The sequence below is a fragment of the Arthrobacter sp. Dra40 genome, from assembly GCF_059091905.1.
Genome location: NZ_JBNHHB010000024.1, coordinates 1 through 16,752 on the forward strand (window position 1 = coordinate 1; position 16,752 = coordinate 16,752).

Here is a 16,752-nt window from a genome sequence, read left to right on the forward strand (position 1 = left end):
GCCTTCGCGGAACTTAGTCGGCTGGAACCTCTTGTTGACAACGTCTTCTGGCGTCAAAGCCATCTGGTCACCTCATACTGGTTCGTGGGTCATGAATGCAACGTGCTGGATTCATAACAACGGTAGCGAATATTCCCCGTGCAAGGACATTCGCCAGCTATATCTGAATCAGAATATATCGTTTCGGAGACGAACACTAACGCGCCCTCGGTCAGGCCAAACCCGCCACAATCGCCATGGCGATCGTCACGGCAAGGAACAGCACCAGGAAGGCAAGGTCAAGCGCGAATCCGCCAATCCGCAGCGGCGGGATGATCCTGCGCAGGCCCTTCAGCGGCGGGTCGGTCACGGTGTAAATGACGGAAGCCGCGACCAAGGCGATACCTCGCGGCCGCCAGCGCCGGGCGAAGGCTTGCACGACTTCAAAAACGATGCGCACGATCAAGCCCAGCTGGAACAACATCAAGATCAGGTACAGCAGGACGAAAATGATGGACACGCCTGTTCCACGATTCCTAGCGCTAGAAGGATTTTGACGGGCGGCACGCCTCCCGGAAAGTGCGGCAGGCTAGCTCTGGTTAAAGAAACTGGCCTGCTGGTCGCTGGACTTGCGGTCCTCTCCCAGCACTTCCACGCTTGACGGCGAGAGCAGGAAAACCTTATTGGTAACCCGTTCAATGCTACCGTGCAGGCCGAAGACCAGGCCGGCAGAGAAATCGACCAGGCGCTTGGCTTCCGCTTCGCCCATGTCCGTGACGTTCATGATCACCGGAATGCCGTCGCGGAAGCTCTCACCAATAATCTTGGCGTCGTTGTAGGAGCGCGGGTGCACTGTGGTGATCTGGTGCAGCACGGTGGCGTCCTCGCGGGCGGACGGTGCGCGCTTGATCGGCGTCACCGGTGCCCGGTATTCCTCGGCAGCCGGCTTGACCGGTGCCGCTGCAGGCTCCGCGCGGCGCTCCTGTCGGGGCTGGTCCACGGGCTGCTCCTCATCTCGAGCGGCGGTATCCGCCTGCTCGGGTTCGTAGTGCTCGTCACCATCGGCGAGCCCAAGATAAATCATTGTCTTGCGCAGTGTGCCTGCCATGGTAGCTCCCATCCTGTCTTCAGCGCTGCTGCATGCCTTGCACGGCCCCCGGTCACGAACATGGGTGCCGGCAAAGAGCCTGCCTAGCCAAAACGCTACCGCACGGCCGGTCGCGGTCCGAGGACATCGGATCCGACACGGAGGTGTGTCGCGCCCGCTGCGACCGCTGCTTCAAGATCCTGGCTCATCCCAGCCGAGACCATGCCGGCCCCGGGGTGTTCTTCCTGCAGCTGATGGGAGAGCTCAGCCAACCGGCCGAAGGCCCGGGCCGGGTCCGCGCCCAACGGAGCTACCGCCATCAGCCCGGCCGGAGTCAATCCCTCAGCCTCCTGGAGGGCATCGGCCAGCGCCCGGATTTCCCCGGGGCGGGCGCCGCCGCGGGCCGCTGTTCCGGCTGCCCTCGGCAGGTCCGACTCGTCAAGGTCCACTTGGATCAGGCAGCCGAGAGCCGCCCGGGGTTCGAGGCCGGCCGCCTGCCGCCGCTCCTGCTCGGCCGCCATGGCTTTGCCCAGCGCGCGGATCAGTTGCGGCCGGTCCACCGAATGCAGCAGATCGGCGTATTGGACCACCGACTTGGCCTTGTTCGTCTGTAGTTGCCCGATGAAATGCCAGCGCAGCCCGCGGCCGGCCAGCTCCGCGGCCTTCGCGGCGGCTTCCTGATCCCGGTTCTCGCCGACGTCCGTCACGCCCAGGTCATGCAGCAGCGCTACGTCGGACGCCGGGAAGAACTTTGTCACCACAATCAGTTCCGGCTCCGCCGGACGCCCGGCGGCGGCCCGGGTGATTCGCTCCCGAACGCGTTCCAGATTCGCCGAAAGCTCGGCCTTCCGAGAGTTGGTGCTCATGCGTCCTTCCAGACCAAGCCGGCGAACCGGCCGGTGTGATGATCCTGCCGGTAGGAGTACAACCGGCTTTCCTCCCGGGTGCAGCCGTGCACCCGGTGCGCCTCCACGCCGAGCCCGACCAGCTCTGCGGTGGCACCGGCGGCAAGATCGAGTGCCGGCGTGCCCCACGCGGTCCGCGATGCCAGCTCGGGAATCCGGGCTACGGCGTCGGCCTGCATCTGCTCAGGGACCTCATAGCACGCTCCGCAGATGGACGGACCGATCCACGCCTGCAGCCCGCCGGCGCCCGCATCCCGAAGCCCGGCCACGGCGTTGGCCAGCACGCCGTCCAGCAGTCCGCGGCGTCCGGCATGCGCCACCGCGGTGGCGGCACCGCCGTCGGGCCGTGTCCCCACCAGCACCACCGGCAGGCAGTCCGCAACCATCACGGCCAGCGGCACCGCGCCGTCGGGGCTCACCATCGCATCGGCCGTCACGGCCGCCGGTGTCGAAGCCGGGCCGTCGACCGCCACCACCGCGGCCTCGGCCGAATGCACCTGGTTCATGAACCGCAACGAACCGGCCGGCACGGGCATGGCATCTTCCAGCGACGCGCGGCGCCGGAGCACGGTGTCGGCGTCGTCCCCGACATGCAGGCCAAGATTGCCGGCCGACCGGTCCGTGAAACCAATCCACACATCGGGATGGATCCGTTGCTTCCACCAGAACATTGCCGGGCCAGTCAAGGGCTGGTTACTTGAGGAAATCCGGAACGTCCAGGTCGTCGACGCGGCCTGCGCTCAGGTCCGGCTCGACGATGGCGGGCAGGTCCATATCGAAACCGGCATCGGCGTGGATGTGCTGCACCTGCGGCACGGCACCCGTGAAGCTGCGCTCCGAGGGTTCGGACACCGGCACCGAAGGCTGCGCGGCCGGCACGGCGGGCGCGCCGGCCGGGGCCACGGCCGGCTTCTGCGCCGGGGCGGAGGTGACGTCCACCTGATCGAAACCGGCGGCGATGACGGTGACCCGGGCTTCGTCGCCGAGGGCATCGTCAATGACCGCGCCGAAGATGATGTTCGCCTCGGGGTGCGCGACTTCCTGCACCAGCCGTGCGGCCTCGTTGATTTCGAACAGGCCAAGATCCGAGCCGCCCTGGATCGAGAGCAGCACACCGTGCGCGCCATCGATGGAAGCTTCCAGGAGCGGAGACGCGATGGCCAGCTCGGCGGCCTTGACGGCACGGTCCTCGCCGCGCGCGGAGCCGATGCCCATCAGCGCCGAACCGGCACCCTGCATCACGGACTTGACGTCGGCGAAGTCGAGGTTGATCAGGCCGGGCGTGGTGATCAGGTCGGTAATGCCCTGGACGCCGGAGAGCAGCACCTGGTCGGCGGACCGGAAGGCATCCAGCATGGAGACGTTGCGGTCGCTGATGGACAGCAGGCGGTCGTTCGGGATCACGATCAGCGTGTCCACTTCGTCGCGCAGCGTTTCGATGCCGGTTTCGGCCTGGTTCGAGCGGCGGCGGCCCTCGAACGTGAACGGACGGGTGACGACGCCGATGGTCAGCGCGCCGAGCGAACGGGCGATCCGGGCCACCACCGGCGCGCCGCCGGTACCGGTACCGCCGCCTTCGCCGGCCGTCACGAAGACCATGTCCGCCCCCCGCAGGACTTCCTCGATCTCTTCGGCATGGTCGTCGGCGGCCTTGCGGCCCACCTCCGGGTCGGCTCCGGCGCCCAGCCCGCGGGTGAGCTCACGTCCGACGTCGAGCTTGACGTCCGCGTCGCTCATCAACAGTGCCTGAGCATCGGTATTGATCGCGATGAACTCCACGCCGCGGAGCCCCACCTCGATCATCCGGTTGACGGCATTCACGCCACCGCCGCCGATGCCGACGACTTTGATGACGGCCAAGTAATTCTGCGGTGCTGCCACGTCCTGTGTCCCTTGCTCGAGTCTGTGCACTGTCTGTTCTGCCGAAGCGGGCGGGTCCCCGGTCCGGCAGTTTCACCTAACCTTAACCCTCAACTTGAAGGTTAGAGTTATGTCAAGTAGTTCCTATCCGAGACGCTAGACGGAAGGCCGGGCCGGCACAATGACCCGACTCCGCGTGTCGCGCGATCGGCGCTGTTGCATTTCGCTGCCGCGCTCCCCGGGCCTCACCGGGTCACCGGCCGCGTGGGCGTGCTCACATCGATGACGCTGGCTTTGCCCTTCACGCCCTTCGCCTGCAGCAGCGCCTGCAGCACGGTGGCTTTGAGTTCCTGCTGCCCCGCGTTGCCCCACAGCACCTTCTGGCCGTTGGTCAGCTGGAGTTCCACCGAGTCCACCGACCGGGCCGAGGCGTGGTCGAGCTGTTTCAGCACCTCCGGCTGCAGGGCGCCGAGCACGCCGGTGATCGACGCGAAAACGTCGGGATCCTCGGCCGCCTTGGCGCCGTCGATCAACGGCAGTTTGGCCTCGCTGCGCTTGCGGACCGAGGCCAGCGCCTTCCCGGATTCGTCGATTAGCACGAATTTCTTGCCGTCCTTCAACACGGCTACAGGGGTGCGCTCGATGATCCGCACATGCAGCTCGGCGGGCGGCTTGGCGACGACTTCCACGGATTCGACCGCCGGAAAGTGGCCCACCTGGGCGGCCACTTCCCCTTCGCCGACCCGCGCCAGCGGGGTTCCCTTCAACGGCTCCAACGCCTCACTCAGCGTGGCGGAGTCCGTCAGTTTGGCGCCCTCGACGGTGATGGTTTTCACGGCCAGCGCCGGCGACAGGAAGATGACAGACATCAAGACGGCAAGGAGCACGACGACGGTGCCCGCCGCGATCAGCAGCCGGCGCCGGGTCTTGCGCCGGGCCGGTTCGGGGAAACTGACCACCGTAGTGTCGTCTCCCCCGGCCCATGACGGGTGGGACGGCTCGGGCCCTTGGCGGCGCCAGCGCGCCACCAGGCCCGCCGCCGCGCCGCGCCGGGGCGTGGATGCGGCTGCGAAAATTCCCGCGGCGGATTTTCCTGCGGCCGACGCCGGTGCCCCGCTGCCGTGCCCGGACGGACGAGGGGCGGCAGCAGGCCTGGGTGACCGGGGCGACGTGGGAGCTTCCGCGGACGTAGCAGCCTGGCCGGATGCCGGCCGGGGCAGCGCCGTCACTTTTCCGGAGGTGAGCCGTACCCCGGAACCCGCGCCGACCGCCGTCGAGCTTTCGGGTCCGCGCTGCCGCTCCGCGGCTTCCGGTGCTGGCGCCGCGCCGTCCGGCCGTCCGGCCGAGGCAGCCGGGGCGGCCGGGCGCGCCGCGGGAGGGCGCGGCTTGCGCGGACTCATTGCACGGCGGTGGAGGCCTGCTCCAAGGCCTCGACCAGGACGGGTCCGTACTGGGTCACATCGCCGGCGCCGACGGTCAGCACGATGTCGCCGGGCTGTGAGCGGGCGACGATGTCTGCCACGGCGCGGGCCGGGTCCGGTGCATAGCTGCCGGACGGCAACCTGGTGGTGATCAGCTCGCTGGTGACGCCCGGGATCGGATCTTCGCGCGCCGGATAGATGTCCAGGATGGCGGCCGAATCGGCTAACTGCAGCGCCTGGGCAAATTCCGCGGCGAACTCCCGGGTCCGCGAAAACAGGTGCGGTTGGAAGAGCACATGCACCGCATGTCCGGCCGCGACTTTACGCGCGGCGGTCAGGGCCGCGTGCACCTCGGTGGGATGGTGCGCGTAATCATCGAACACGCGGACCCCGGCCGCCGCGCCCTTGGCCTCGAACCGCCGGGCGGCCCCGGTGAAGCCGGCCAGCCCCTCGGCCGCGGTGGCGGGATCGATGCCCTGCGTGATGGCGACGGCGAGGGCCGCAGCGGCATTGCGGATGTTGTGCTCGCCGGGTACTTGGAGCCGCAACGTGCAGGTGCCGCCCGGGTAATCGATCCGGCTGGCGCTGCCGGAGCCGGCGAACTCGCTGGCAACGATGCGCAGCTCGGCTTCTGCCGCGTAGCCGTAGCCGAGCACCCGGCACGGCGCGCCGGACGCGGCCACCCGCTCCGCCAAGGCGCGCGCGCCGTCGTCGTCGAGGCAGACCACCAACGTGCCGTCGTCGGGAAGCAGCGCCGTGAACTGGTCGAAGGAGGCGTAGACGGCTTCGGCAGACCCGTAGTGGTCCAGGTGGTCGGCCTCCACATTGGTCACGACGATGACCTGCGGCCGGTAGTTGAGGAACGAGGCGTCGGATTCGTCCGCTTCGGCGACAAACAGGTCGCCTTCCCCGTGCGCCGCGTTGACACCGAGCGCCGCCACATCGCCGCCGATGGCGAACGACGGCTCGCGCCCGGCGGCCTGCAGCATCACCGTGGCCATGGCCGTGGTGGTGGTCTTGCCGTGGGTGCCGCCGACGGCGATGAGCCGCTTCCCCTCCATGGCGGCGGAGAGCGCCACCGAACGGTGCACAATGTTCAGGCCCGCGGCAACGGCGGCCTGCAGTTCGGGGTTCTCCGGCCGGATGGCGGTGGAGACCACCACCGTGTCCGCGCCGCGGATGTGTCCCGCCTCATGGCCGACGAAGACCGTGGCGCCGAGCGCCTCCAGCTGCCGGAGGACGGCCGAGTCGCGCGCATCCGAACCGGATACCGGGACGCCGCGGGCCAGCAGGATCCGGGCGATGGCGGACATGCCGGCGCCGCCGAGTCCGATGAAGTGCACCGCGCCGAGTTCGCCGAACGGCAGCCGGGCCGTGGTGTGGAAATCAGTGGCTTTCAACGGTGCTCCTCCCCCATTGCCTCGAGCACTAATTGTGCCATTCGCGCGTCCGCGTCACGGATCCCCAGGCCGTGCGCCGCGGCCGACATCTGCTGCAGCCGTGCCGGATTCTTCAACAGCGGCACCAGCTCGTCCGTCACCCAGGCCGCGCCGAAGTCCCCGTCCCGGACCAGCACGGCCCCGCCTGCCTCCACGAGGGAGGCGGCGTTCAGGGCCTGTTCGCCGTTGCCGTGCGGCAGCGGCACCAGCACCGACGGCAGGCCGACGGCGGCAACTTCGCACACCGTAGCGGCACCGGCGCGGGCCAACAGCAGGTCGGCCGCGGCGTAGACATCCTGCATGCCGTCCACATACTCCACCTGGTGGTAGCCGGGAGAAGTGAGCAGCTGTCCCTGGGCATCCCGCAGCGCCTTGTTCCGGCCGGTGATGTGCAGCACCTGGATTCCGGCTGCGGCGAGTTCCGGCAGCGCAGCGGCGATGGACCGGTTGATGCTCAGGGCACCCGATGAGCCGCCGGTGACGATCAGCGTCGGCTCGTCCGGCGCCAACCCCAGCCTCCGGCGGGCGTCGCTGCGGGAGGCTTGGCGGTCCAAGGTGGCGATTTCCCGCCGCATCGGCATGCCGACCCAGCGGGCTCCGGGCAGCTTGGTGTCCTTGAACGCTACCGCCACCCGCTCGGCCAGCCGGGCCCCCACCCGGTTGGCCAGGCCGGGCCTGGCGTTGGCTTCATGGATCACGATCGGCACCCGGCGCAGCTTGGCCGCAATGTACATGGGCGTGCTGACGTACCCGCCCACGCCCACCACGACGTCGGCCTTCGCAGCATCGATAATTCCGGCGGCCTGGCGCACTGCCGCGGCGAATTTGAACGGCAGCTTCAGCAGGTCAAGCGAGGGCCGGCGCGGCAGCGGCACGCGCCCGATGGTGGCCAGTCGGTAGCCGGCCGCGGGCACCAGGCGGGTCTCCATGCCGGCGGCGGTGCCGACGGCGAGGATGCGGGCCGCGGGGACCGCCTCGACCACGGCCCCAGCGATGGCCAGCAGCGGACTGACGTGCCCCGCAGTGCCGCCGCCGGCCAGGACCACAGAGGGCTCGGAAGTGTTCATGGTGTGGCTGGAATACCTTCTGCTCGGCTTCTGGTGGATAGGTTCAGCGGGTGCCGGCGGACGTGTGCTGCCGCAGCCGGCTGATCAGTGCTCCGGGCTTCTTCCGGCCGGCTGCGCCGGTCCGGGCAAAGGACAAGAGTACACCGACGGCTGCCAGGGTCACGGTCAGGGCCGAACCGCCGTAGGAGATGAACGGCAGCGGCACGCCGATCACCGGCAGCAGGCCGGTGACCACCGCAATATTCACGAAGGCCTGGCCGATAATCCAGACCATGATGGATCCGGCGAAGATCCGCACGAACAGGGACTCCTGGCGCATCACCGTGCGCACCAGCGCGATGGCCAGGATGCCAAACAGGGCCAGGATGACCATGGTGCCGAGCAGCCCCAGTTCTTCGCCGATGATGGCGAAGATGTAGTCGTTGTGGGCTTCCGGAATCCAGTTGTACTTCTGCCGGCTTTGGCCCAGGCCCACACCCCACCAGCCTCCGGAGGCCAGAGCGAAGAGCCCGTTGCAGGACTGCATGTTGAGCCCAGTGGTGGTTTCACAGCCCTGGTCGGTCCACATCAGGATGCGGCCCATCCGGTTGGGGCTGACCACCACCAGCAGCAGCACCAGCGCTGCAGCGCCCAGACCGGCGATGCCAAACAGCTTCAACGGCGCGCCGGCAAAAAACAATCCGCCGGCAATAATGAGCATCAGGATCATCGCGGTGCCCAGGTCGTTGCCGGCCAGCACCGGTCCGACAATCAGGATGGCGCCGGGCACCACCACCGGAACCACCAAATGCTTCCAATTGCCCAGCAGCCGCTCCTTGGCAGCCAGAACGGCCGCCATCCAGAGGCACATGCCCAGCTTGGCGACTTCCGAGGGCTGCAGCGACGTCCCGCCGGGCAAGGTGATCCAGTTGCGGTTGCCGCCGACGGACTCGCCCAGCGGCGTGAACACCAAGAGCAGCAGGAACACCGACAGCGCGAGGGCCGGCCAGGCCAGCTTGCGATAGGTGGCCGGCCTCCATCGGGAGAGGATCAGCATTGCCGTGACGCCGAGGCCGGCGAAGATCGCCTGCCGCATAAACAGGCTGAACGGCGAATTGTCGTCGGCGATGGATTCGACCGCAGACGACGAGAGCACCATCAGCAGGCCGATGGCTGTCAGGGCGAGGGCTGAGCCGAGGATCAGGTAATAGCTGGCGCCGCTGGACTGCGTTCCCGTGCCCTGGATCCGGTCCAGCAAGACGGTGCCGCGTTCGCGGAGCAGTCGGAGCTTGGCCGCCGGGGCAGCCTTCGTCCCGGCGGTGCCGGATGCGCGCTCGACGGCGGGTGCGGACGTCCGGCTTCCGCTGCGGGTGCCGCTGGTGGCCATTACTGCTCCTTGGTCGACGGTGCCTGCCCTTCCCCGAACCGGCGGACGGCTTCCATGAACGCATTGCCGCGGTGCGCGTAGGACGTGAATTGGTCCATCGAGGCGGCAGCCGGGGCCATCAGGACGGTGTCCCCGTCGGCGGCTATGCCGGCTGCAGCCTCTACGGCTGCCGCCATCACCCTCTCGCCGGTGGGGACGCCCGACGTCGGGATCCTGTCTTCAGTTTCCTCCGGCGGCACGTCGATGACGGGGACATCCGGTGCGTGTCGTTGTAACGAGGCCAGCAGCGCGGAGTTGTCGGTGCCGATCAGCACCACCGCTTTCAGCCTGCGTGCGTGGTCCGCGATCAATTCGTCATAGTTGACGCCCTTGGACAGTCCGCCGGCGATCCACACCACCGAGGAAAAGGACGCCAGCGAGGCCGAGGCGGCGTGCGGATTGGTGGCCTTGGAGTCGTTGATCCAGAGCACCCCGGCCTGCTCCAGGACCTTCTGGATCCGGTGGGATCCCGGATCAAAGCGCCGCAGTCCTTCGCGCACCGCGGCCGGCTCCACGCCGTAGGCCCGGACCAGGGCGGCCGCAGCCAGTGCGTTGGCGACCTGATGCCGCGGCGCCAGCTCGCCCAGATCGGCCAGGCTGGCCAATTCGGCCGCCGAGTCGCGGCGCTCCTGGATGTAGGCCCGGTCCACCAGCAGGCGCTCCACCACGCCGACCATGCTCACGGCCGGCATGCCGGTGGTGAAACCGATTGCCCGGCAGCCTTCGACAACGTCGGCCGCTTCGACCATCTCCTCGGTCTCGCGCTGCTCCGCGTTGTAGACGCACGCGATCTTGGTCCGCTCGTAGATCTTGGCCTTGTCGGCCAGGTACGCGGCGTAGGAGCCGTGCCAGTCCACGTGGTCTTCCGCCACGTTGAGCACCACGGAGGCCAGCGGGGACATGGTGTGGGTCCAGTGCAGCTGGAAGCTGGAGAGTTCAACGGCGATCACGTCGTACCCGATCGGATCGCGCACGGCGTCCAGGATGGGCGTGCCCACGTTGCCGGCAGCGATGGCGCGCAGCCCGGCCGCCTGCAGCATGGATTCGGCCATTCCCACCGTGGTGGTCTTGCCATTGGTGCCGGTGATGGCCAGCCAGTCGGCCGTGCGCCGCCCGGCGCGTTCGCGCACCCGCCAGGCCAGTTCCACATCGCCCCAGATGGGGATGCCCGCGGCCGCGGCGGCGGCCAGCAGCGGAGTCTTCGGGCTCCAGCCCGGCGACGTGACCACCAGTTCGGCCGGTTCCCCGCCGATGTCGGGCAATGCGTGGCCATGCTCGGCACCGAGCAGGACTTCCCGGGCGCCGACGATCTTCAAGGTGTCGGCCTTGGCCCGGTTTTCCTCCGTGTCGCGGCCGTCGACGACGACCACGGCGGCGCCCAGTTCGATCAGCGTGTCGGCAGCGGAGAACCCCGACAGTCCGATGCCGGCGACCACCACGCGCAGTCCGGCCCAGTCGGCATCCCAGGATGTCAGCGCGTCAAGACGATTCATGAACCCAAGACCCATTCTGCGTAGAAGATTCCCAGCGCGGCCGCCACGCAGAGCCCGGCGATGATCCAGAAGCGCACCACGACGGTGACTTCGGCCCAGCCCTTGAGCTCGAAGTGGTGCTGCAGCGGGGCCATCTTGAAGACCCGTTTGCCGCCGCTGAGCTTGAAGAAGGCCACCTGGATGATCACGGAGAGCGAGATGATGACGAACAGCCCGGCCATGACCACCAGCAGCAGCTCGCTGCGGGACAGGATGGCGAACCCGGCAATGGCGCCGCCGATGGCCAGCGACCCGGTGTCGCCCATGAAGATCTTGGCGGGCGAGGTGTTCCACCACAGGAATCCGATCAGCGCACCGGCCAGCGCACCGGCGAGCAACGCCAGGTCAAGCGGGTCGCGTACTTCATAGCAGGCCTCACCGGGCACTTTGACGGATCCACAGCTCTGGTTGAACTGCCAGATGCCCATCAGCATGTAGGCCCCGCAGACCATCACGGATGCGCCCGCCGCGAGCCCGTCCAGCCCGTCGGTCAGGTTCACGCCATTAGTGGCGGCGGTGACAATGATGTTGGACCAGATGATGAACAGGATGGTACCGAGGACCGTGCCGCCAAAGGCAAGGTCCAGCCAGGGAATGTCTCGGGTGAAGGAGATGTTCAGCGACGCCGGCGTGCGGCCCAGGTTGTCCGGAAAGTTCAGGGCCAGCAGGGCAAAAAGGATGCCAACAATGCCCTGGAGCACGATCTTCGCCCAGGCCCGGAGTCCGAGGCTGCGTTGCTTGGTGATCTTGATGAAGTCGTCCAGGAAACCCACCAGGCCCATGCCGGCCATCAGCAGCAGCAGCACGCCGCCGGAGGCGGTGGGTCCCTGGTGCGCGCCCCCATTGATCATCCACATGCCCAGGTGGGTGGCGAAATAAGCCAAAACCACGGTGGCCACAATGACCACGCCGCCCATGGTGGGCGTTCCGCGCTTGGTGTGGTGCGCCGTCGGGCCGTCGTCGCGGATGAACTGGCCGTAGCCTTTCTTCACCAGCAGCTTGATGAACAGGGGCGTCCCGAGCAGGGACAGGACCAGCGCCAGGGCAGAACCGATCAGCAGGGCTATCACTGCGCCTGACCTTCCTCTGGGGTTTGGGATCCGCGCACTGCAGCCGCCGCGGGATCGTCCGACGGCGGGCTTCCTAATGCTACCCGGTCGCCCAGGAACCGCAGTCCGGCGCCGTTGGAGGACTTAAACAGCACCAGATCGCCCGGTTCCAGCTGCTCTTCGAGCACGCGGTGGGCCTCGTCCGGGGTGGCGACCCACATCGATTCATCGCCCCACGAGCCTTCCATCACGGCTCCGGTGTGCATTGCCCTGGCGCCGGCGCCGACCACGATCAGGCGCGATATGTTGAGCCGGACCACGGTCCGGCCGATCGCGTCGTGTTCGTGAACGGTGTCATCGCCCAATTCCAGCATCTCGCCCAGCACGGCCCAGGTGCGGCGGCCGCGGCCCAGTTCGGCCAGCGTGCGCAGCGCCGCCCGCATGGATTCCGGGTTGGCGTTGTAGGCATCGTTGATCACCGTCACGCCGTCCGGCCGCTCGGTCCGTTCCATCCGCCAGCGGCTGGCCGGGCCGCGCCCGCTCAGGCCCGCGGCGATGGTTTCCGGGGGTACGCCCAGAGCCCAGGCGGCGCCGGCGGCAGCCAGCAGGTTGGCCATGTGGTGGATGCCGATCAGACCGGACGTGACCGGGTGCTCGCTGCCGTCCGGGAAGCACAGCGTGAATTCGGGGTGGCCGGCCTCGTTGATGCCGGCTCCGCGGGCCCGCAGCAGCTGTGCGGTGCTGCCGGCGGGAAGGCTGAAACCGTCGTCGGAGCTGAAGTAGAGCACGTGGGCGCCGGTGCGGGCGGCCATCGCCTTGACCCGGGGATCGTCGGCGTTGAGCACGGCTGTTCCGTCGGCGGGCAGCGCCTCGGCCAGCTCGCCCTTGGCGATGGCAATGTTTTCCACTCCGCCGAATTCCCCGGCGTGGGCGCTGCCGACTCCCAGCACCACGCCGATGTCCGGCTTGACCATGTCCGCAAGGTACGCGATGTGGCCAATACCTGTGGCTCCCATTTCCACCACCAGGTAGCGGGTGTCGAAACCGGCGGCGAAGACCGTCAGCGGAACGCCGACCTCGCCGTTGTAGGAGCCGATCGGCGCCACGGTCGGCGCCACCTGGCCCAAGATGCTGGCCAGCAGGTCCTTGGTGGTGGTTTTGCCGGCGCTGCCGGTTATGCCCACGACCTCGAGCCCCGAGGCGGCACGCAGGCGGGCCACGATGGCTGCAGCGATGGCACCCATGGCCAGCACGGCGTCGGCCACGATGACCTGCGGCAAGACCCGGCCCGAGGGATCGGAAACTTCGCGTTCGGTCAAGGCGAGCACGGCGCCGGCCTCGAACGCCGTGGCAACGTAGAAGTGGCCGTCCGCGGTCTCGCCGGGCTTGGCCACGAAGAGGCCGCCGGGTTCGATCTCGCGGGAATCTGTGGTGGCGGAACTCACGGTGATGTCGGCGGTCTCCCCCGTGCCGTCGACCGGCTCCCCAATGACCCGTCCGCCCGTTATCGCCGCAATTTCGGCTGCAGTAAGTTCAATCATGACGATCTAGGACTCTACCGCCTTCGGGGAGAGCAGTCCGAATCCGTGCCGGTGCAGCGCCGCGCGCAGTTCCACCCGGTCATCGAGGGCAAGGTTTTCCCCGTTGACCTCCTGCCAGACCTCGTGTCCGCGGCCGGCAACCAGCACCGTGTCCGACGGCTCAGCCATGGCTACGGCACGCTCGATGGCCTCCGCGCGCGGGAAAACCTCGACGATTTGGGCCGACAACTGTTCCTTGTCGGCAGCGGCTCGGGCGCCGGCCAACACATCGGCTCGAATCTGTGCCGCGTCTTCGCCGTGTGGGTCGTCGTCGCTGATCACGACGACGTCGGCCAGCCGGGCGGCAATGGCCCCCATCAGCGGGCGCTTGGTCTGGTCGCGCTCTCCGGTGGCGCCGAACACCACAATCACCCGGGCGCCCGGTTCGGGACGCCGCACCGAGGCCAGAGTCCTTTCCAGCGCGTCGGGATTGTGCGCGAAGTCGACAATGGCGGCCGGGTTCTCACTGATCAGCTGCATCCGCCCGGGCACCTCCACGGTGAGCGGGTCCGCGCTGTCCAACGCCTCCTGCAACCGCGAGGGATCGGTTCCGGACGCCAGCACCATCACCACGGCCAGCGAGGCGTTGGAAATGTTGAACGTGCCCGGCAACCCGGTGTGCAGGCGCAGCACCTCACCGGCGGGGCCGTGCAGCTCGAACCGGTGCCCCAGGCCTTCGCGGACCACGCTGCGCACGTTCCAGTCGGCACTGCCGCCGTCGGTGGCCAGCGTTGCCACGTCGACTCCGCCGGCCCGCGCCCGTTCGGCGAGCCGGCGGCCCCAGTCGTCGTCAACGCAGACCACCGCGCGGCGGGCCCGTTCCGGAGCGAACAGGCGGGCCTTGGTGTCGAAGTACTCGTCCATGCTGCCGTGCAGGTCCAGATGGTCCTGGGTGAGGTTGGTGAAGCCGGCCACGTCGAACCGGACAGCGTCCACGCGCCGGTAGGAAATGGCGTGCGAGGAGACTTCCATCGCGGCGGCGTCCAGTCCCCGTTCGCGCATCAGGGCCAACAGCCCGTGCACTTCGGGCGATTCCGGCGTGGTCAAGGCGCTGGGAATCGCTTCGGAGCCTGCCTTGATCTCGATGGTGCCGATCAGTCCGCTGCCCAGTCCCAGCGCCGCCAGCAGGGAATTGATGAAGTAGGTGGTGGTGGTCTTGCCGTTGGTCCCGGTCACGCCGAAAAGCGTGGGTGCCGCGCCGACCTCGGGCTGGCTGCGGTAAATGGTCGCTGCCAAGGGTCCCACGAGGGCACGCAGGTCGGCGGAACGCAGCACCGGCAGTCCCGGGGCATCGGCGGCGGCCAGCCGGGCACCGTCGTCGTCGGTCAAGATGGCCGCCGCCCCGGCCGCCTCCGCCTGGGCGGCGAAGCCGGCGCCGTGCCGACGGGCCCCGGGCAGGCCGATGTACAGGTCCCCCGGCTCCACGGAGCGCGAATCGATGGTGATGCCGGTGAAGGCCAGCTCGTCCGTGGCCGGGCCGCCTTCCGGTACCGGCAGGCCGCGGTGCTGCAGCATGCTGCGCAGCTCCGCCAGACGGACCGGCCTGACCGTTTGGGGCCGCAGGGGCGAGGCGGACCGGTGGGGCTGGTCGGCGGTGGAACTCACATATTCTCCAGGTTGGCTCATTCCAGCGGCAGGTCGACCCGTTTGCTGGTGGACGGCGGCACGTTGTAGGCATTGAGGACCTGCGTCATGACCTTCTTAAATGTCGGACCGGCGGTCAGCGTCAGCACGCCGCCCTGCGGCCGCTGAATGGTCGCAACGACGACGAACTCCGGATCCTCCATCGGAGCGATGCCGGCCATCGAGATGGTGTAGCCGCTGAACCCCCCGGTGGCGGAGGGTGCTTCCGCGGTTCCGGTCTTGACCCCGATCCGGTAGTCCTCAATATTACCGGCCTTGCCGCTGTGATACTTCGGGTTGGTCTCCAGCATGTCCTGCACTTGGTTGGCGGTCTTCTTGGAGACGGCCCGGCTGCCCTTCTTGACCGGCACCTCATGCTCGGTGCCGTCCGGGTCGATGTAGGCGTCGATGAGCCGCGGCTGCATTAGCACCCCGTTGTTGGCGATGGTGCCGAACGCAACGGCCGTGTGCAGCGCGGTCTGCGCGAGGCCCTGGCCGAACATGACGGTGAATTCCTGACGCCCGTCCCAGGTGTCGGGAGGTGCCAGCAAGCCGGCGGTGGCGCCGTTGATGCCGATGTCGAAGCTTTGGCCGATGCCGAACTTCCGCAGGTAGTCGTAGCGCTGCTGCCTGGTCAGCTGTTGGCTGATCATGGTGGTCCCGGTATTCAGCGACTGGGCAAAGATGCCGGCCGTGGTGCGGGTCAGCGTGCCGTGCGGGGTTGCGTCCTGGAAGGTCTGGCCGTTGACCGTGTACTTGGGCGGGATGGTGTACCGCGACGCTGGGGTGGTGATTCCCTCTTCGATCGCCGCCGCCATGGTGATCATCTTGGTCGTCGAGCCGGGCTCGAAGGCGCGGGTCACCGCCATCGACTGCCGGTCGCCGTCGGGAGTGGCGCCGGGGTCATTGGGATCCACCGTGGTGGAGTCCGCCAGCGCAATCAGATCGCCGGTCTTGGCATTGAGGACGACGACGGTGCCGTAGTCGGCGCCGTAGTCCTTGACGGTCTCGGCGATGACTTCCTGGGCGTACCACTGGATATCGGTGTTCAGGGTCAGGCGGACACTCCGGCCGTCGACGGAGGGGACTTCTTCATTGGTGCCCACCGGAATGCGGATGCCATCGGCGCCGATTTCGTAGGTCCTGGAACCGGGCGTCCCGGAAAGTACGTCGTTCTGGGACGCCTCGATGCCTTCGAGCGGCACGCCGTCCGAGCGCAGGAACCCGACCACGGAACCGGCCACGGCGCCGGCCGGGTAGTTGCGGACGGTGGTCTCACGGGCGGACAGCCCGGGGAACGCCAGGTCTTCGATCTTCTGCTGGACTTCCGGGGTGACGGATTTGGCCACATAACTGAAGGGCTTGTCGCCGGTGACGGCTTTGGTGACGGTCTTCGCATTCTGGCCCAGGATCCCGGCCAGCTCCGCGATGGCGTCGGCGATCTTGATGTCTTCGGCTTCCTGGCTGATCGGATCGAACCTGGTGAAATCCTCCACCAGCCGCTGGTCCACCACGATGTCGAACCGCTGGACGCTGCGGGCCAGCACCTTGTTGTTGGCATCGACGATTTCACCGCGCAGCGCCGGCAGGTCCACGGTGCGAAGGCGTTTGTCCACGGCAGCCTGGGCCATGCCGGCCGTGTCCAATCCCTGCAGCTGGAACAAACGGGCCCCAAGGATCACCAACAGGACCAGCACTATGGCGAGTCCGGCCCGGAGCCGCCGGGTGGCCCTCGCCGTTCGGTCGGGCTGCTGGTGCTTGGCCGTTGGTGCTGCCACAGGTACCTCGTTTGCGTTGCCGGACAG

General features: G+C 68.1%; 14 protein-coding genes. All 14 read right to left on the minus strand.

Annotated elements, in window-relative coordinates:
- Positions 1 to 211 precede the first annotated feature (211 nt).
- A complete protein-coding gene (locus tag AC5RWT_RS12775) occupies positions 212 to 499 on the minus strand; it encodes a YggT family protein (RefSeq protein WP_494044110.1) in 288 nt (95 codons plus the stop codon).
- Between the two features lie 69 nt (positions 500 to 568).
- Positions 569 to 1,087, minus strand: coding sequence for a cell division protein SepF (locus AC5RWT_RS12780; protein ID WP_353916867.1), 519 nt, complete (start codon positions 1,085 to 1,087; stop codon positions 569 to 571).
- A 95-nt stretch (positions 1,088 to 1,182) separates the two neighbouring features.
- On the minus strand, positions 1,183 to 1,932 hold the full coding sequence (locus AC5RWT_RS12785) for a YggS family pyridoxal phosphate-dependent enzyme (protein WP_494080520.1): 750 nt from the start codon (positions 1,930 to 1,932) through the stop codon (positions 1,183 to 1,185).
- Complete coding sequence (locus tag AC5RWT_RS12790) at positions 1,929 to 2,657, minus strand: purine nucleoside phosphorylase YfiH/LACC1 family protein (RefSeq protein ID WP_494080521.1); 729 nt, start codon at positions 2,655 to 2,657, stop codon at positions 1,929 to 1,931. Before AC5RWT_RS12790 ends, AC5RWT_RS12785 begins: the two co-directional genes overlap by 4 nt.
- 7 nt (positions 2,658 to 2,664) lie before the next feature.
- Positions 2,665 to 3,852: a cell division protein FtsZ gene (gene ftsZ / locus AC5RWT_RS12795; protein WP_494044113.1), complete on the minus strand. Its 1,188-nt coding sequence runs from the start codon at positions 3,850 to 3,852 to the stop codon at positions 2,665 to 2,667.
- A 224-nt stretch (positions 3,853 to 4,076) separates the two neighbouring features.
- Positions 4,077 to 5,231 carry a cell division protein FtsQ/DivIB gene (locus tag AC5RWT_RS12800; RefSeq protein WP_494080522.1) on the minus strand — a complete coding sequence of 385 codons (1,155 nt, stop codon included), beginning with the start codon at positions 5,229 to 5,231 and terminating at the stop codon, positions 4,077 to 4,079.
- Positions 5,228 to 6,652 carry a UDP-N-acetylmuramate--L-alanine ligase gene (gene murC / locus AC5RWT_RS12805; protein WP_494080523.1) on the minus strand — a complete coding sequence of 475 codons (1,425 nt, stop codon included), beginning with the start codon at positions 6,650 to 6,652 and terminating at the stop codon, positions 5,228 to 5,230. Before murC ends, AC5RWT_RS12800 begins: the two co-directional genes overlap by 4 nt.
- The gene (gene murG / locus AC5RWT_RS12810; RefSeq protein ID WP_494080524.1) at positions 6,649 to 7,758 is read right to left on the minus strand and encodes an undecaprenyldiphospho-muramoylpentapeptide beta-N-acetylglucosaminyltransferase; all 1,110 of its coding nucleotides are present in this window, start codon (positions 7,756 to 7,758) and stop codon (positions 6,649 to 6,651) included. The genes murC and murG overlap by 4 nt, the downstream gene beginning before the upstream one ends.
- Before the next feature lie 43 nt (positions 7,759 to 7,801).
- Positions 7,802 to 9,124 carry a putative lipid II flippase FtsW gene (ftsW, locus tag AC5RWT_RS12815; protein WP_494044117.1) on the minus strand — a complete coding sequence of 441 codons (1,323 nt, stop codon included), beginning with the start codon at positions 9,122 to 9,124 and terminating at the stop codon, positions 7,802 to 7,804.
- Positions 9,124 to 10,656 carry a UDP-N-acetylmuramoyl-L-alanine--D-glutamate ligase gene (gene murD, locus AC5RWT_RS12820; protein WP_494080525.1) on the minus strand — a complete coding sequence of 511 codons (1,533 nt, stop codon included), beginning with the start codon at positions 10,654 to 10,656 and terminating at the stop codon, positions 9,124 to 9,126. Before murD ends, ftsW begins: the two co-directional genes overlap by 1 nt.
- Positions 10,653 to 11,765, minus strand: coding sequence for a phospho-N-acetylmuramoyl-pentapeptide-transferase (gene mraY, locus AC5RWT_RS12825; protein WP_494044119.1), 1,113 nt, complete (start codon positions 11,763 to 11,765; stop codon positions 10,653 to 10,655). Before mraY ends, murD begins: the two co-directional genes overlap by 4 nt.
- Positions 11,762 to 13,285, minus strand: a complete 1,524-nt coding sequence (locus AC5RWT_RS12830) for a UDP-N-acetylmuramoyl-tripeptide--D-alanyl-D-alanine ligase (protein WP_494080526.1) — start codon at positions 13,283 to 13,285, stop codon at positions 11,762 to 11,764. Before AC5RWT_RS12830 ends, mraY begins: the two co-directional genes overlap by 4 nt.
- A gap of 6 nt (positions 13,286 to 13,291) precedes the next feature.
- A complete protein-coding gene (locus AC5RWT_RS12835) occupies positions 13,292 to 14,950 on the minus strand; it encodes a UDP-N-acetylmuramoyl-L-alanyl-D-glutamate--2,6-diaminopimelate ligase (RefSeq protein WP_494080527.1) in 1,659 nt (552 codons plus the stop codon).
- Entirely contained in the window at positions 14,947 to 16,725 is a 1,779-nt protein-coding gene (locus AC5RWT_RS12840) for a peptidoglycan D,D-transpeptidase FtsI family protein (protein ID WP_494044122.1), read from the minus strand. Before AC5RWT_RS12840 ends, AC5RWT_RS12835 begins: the two co-directional genes overlap by 4 nt.
- Positions 16,726 to 16,752 lie beyond the last annotated feature (27 nt).